Below are 1,652 nucleotides of genomic sequence, written 5' to 3'. Positions count from 1 at the left end.
CCTGAATCCGTAGCTTCACGAGCGCACTTGCTCAGCAAAAAAACATTACCGAAGAACTCAGTAAAACCAACGACGTATTGCGCCGGATAATGCCATTTTCAGTCTGCTTTTTCACGAGCAAATGAAAATGATAACGGTTTACCCTGTTCGACTGACAACTATCCCATCCAACATTAACAAACGCACGGGAAGTATCCGTTTCGTTAGCCGTAAGCCAGCGCTTTGTAGACGGCGCTGAAGGCCTGCAGTGAGCGACAGCCCCTCCCAAACGACAGCTTGATCGAACGCGATGTTCTTACAATGCGCGCCGCCACATACATCAGTTCCTGCATCACCGTTTTAATCCGTCGCCTTTTCGCTTTGTTTCGCTTTGGCGAGTTAGGACCCAGTAAACCATTCTGGCCAACCCAGCGCAAAATATTGTAGGCCAGCATGCTGACACCCAATACCAGTGCATTGGTGGCGAATTTTCCCGATGGCAGGCGCTCGATATCAAGGTCTGTCTTGAATTCGCTATGAAACTGCTCCGAGGTACCGTGATCGGCGTAGAGTTGTATCACTTCTGGTTCATCAATGGATAAACTGGTCCACCAGCCTTCCAATTCAATCTCTGGCGTCAACAGCAGTTGCCCTTTCCTGTCGATGGTTCGCTCAACCAGGCGCATCACACGCCGCACCCTGTACTCATAGCCTTTCCATTGCCGTTGATGGTCGACACTGAATACGGCAACACGTTTTCCGTCACGCAGCGTTTCCCAGGTTCCATGCTGCTCGGCATAGGCAAGCCAGTCGTCCTTGCTTTCCTTTCGGGGGTTCCACTTGATCAGGAAGTCCACGGGTATTCTGTCGGTGAATGCCTGATTGTGTTCAAGAACCAGGTCAATATTTTCAATTGAGTCATTGCCGCCGTCGAGTCTGAGCAGCAGGGGTTGATCAGTGATTTGACGGGCGTGGAGCAACGCCCTGTCCAGCAGGGCCGGTGTGTCCTTCTGGCAATGTTGCTTGCCTGCGCGCAACTCAAATTCCAGGCAATAACCCTCTTGCCCCAGGTAAACCGGCATCGGGGCGTAACCATCGCAACCTTTGTAGGTTCTCGATACCCCTTCTTTGTGGCTGCCGCTGTTATCCATGGGTGTGACATCGGCATCCAGCGGAATGTGGCCCGTTTTCAAGGGCTCCAGCGTTGGCTGAATATGGATCAGGAAATCCCGACTCGCCTTTTCGACGATGGGCAAGAACGCCTCGGCATGATTATCCATGCGCTGGCGCAGGGTGGCTTCGGACGGGATATCGCCGATATCCATGGCACTCATGAAATAGAATTCACTTTCAATCGTATTGATGGCTTCAAAGTCGTTCTTACCAAGGCACAGCATGGCAAGGTAGCTCTTCAGCACATCAGAATGCTTTATGCCGTGCCGAAGCGGAATTTGCGCGTCAACCTCACGCGTGAAATTTGTATGGCGCTTCACGGCCTGACCAATAAGTGCCAAACCACCATGGCTGATAATATCGGCATCCGAACGTTCGATTTTGAAGCGCTTCATTATTCACTCATCAGGTGATGTCTTGTGAGCATGGATTTTAGCAAAATATGCTGTAAATTACGGTACAAATACTGTATCAGTGCGATCTCAAGTTACGGATTCAGG

1 protein-coding gene is annotated in these 1,652 nt (G+C 50.8%); it reads right to left on the bottom strand.

The features are described 5' to 3' along the window. Positions 1–203: 203 nt before the first annotated feature. Positions 204–1,547 (bottom strand): IS1380 family transposase, encoded by a 1,344-nt coding sequence (locus NPX02_RS21070; protein WP_260296032.1) that lies wholly within the window; start codon positions 1,545–1,547, stop codon positions 204–206. Positions 1,548–1,652: the final 105 nt, after the last annotated feature.

It is taken from the genome of Sedimenticola hydrogenitrophicus (genome assembly GCF_025175675.1).
Lineage (GTDB): Bacteria > Pseudomonadota > Gammaproteobacteria > Chromatiales > Chromatiaceae > Sedimenticola > Sedimenticola hydrogenitrophicus.
Note: the sequence above shows the minus strand (reverse complement) of the source record. Positions and strands in the feature narration are given on the sequence as shown.

What these genes read in the sequence shown, in the direction of transcription:
- NPX02_RS21070 (WP_260296032.1), bottom strand. Translation starts at nt 1,547, where the DNA reads ATGAAGCGCTTCAAAATCGAACGTTCGGATGCCGATATTATCAGCCAT.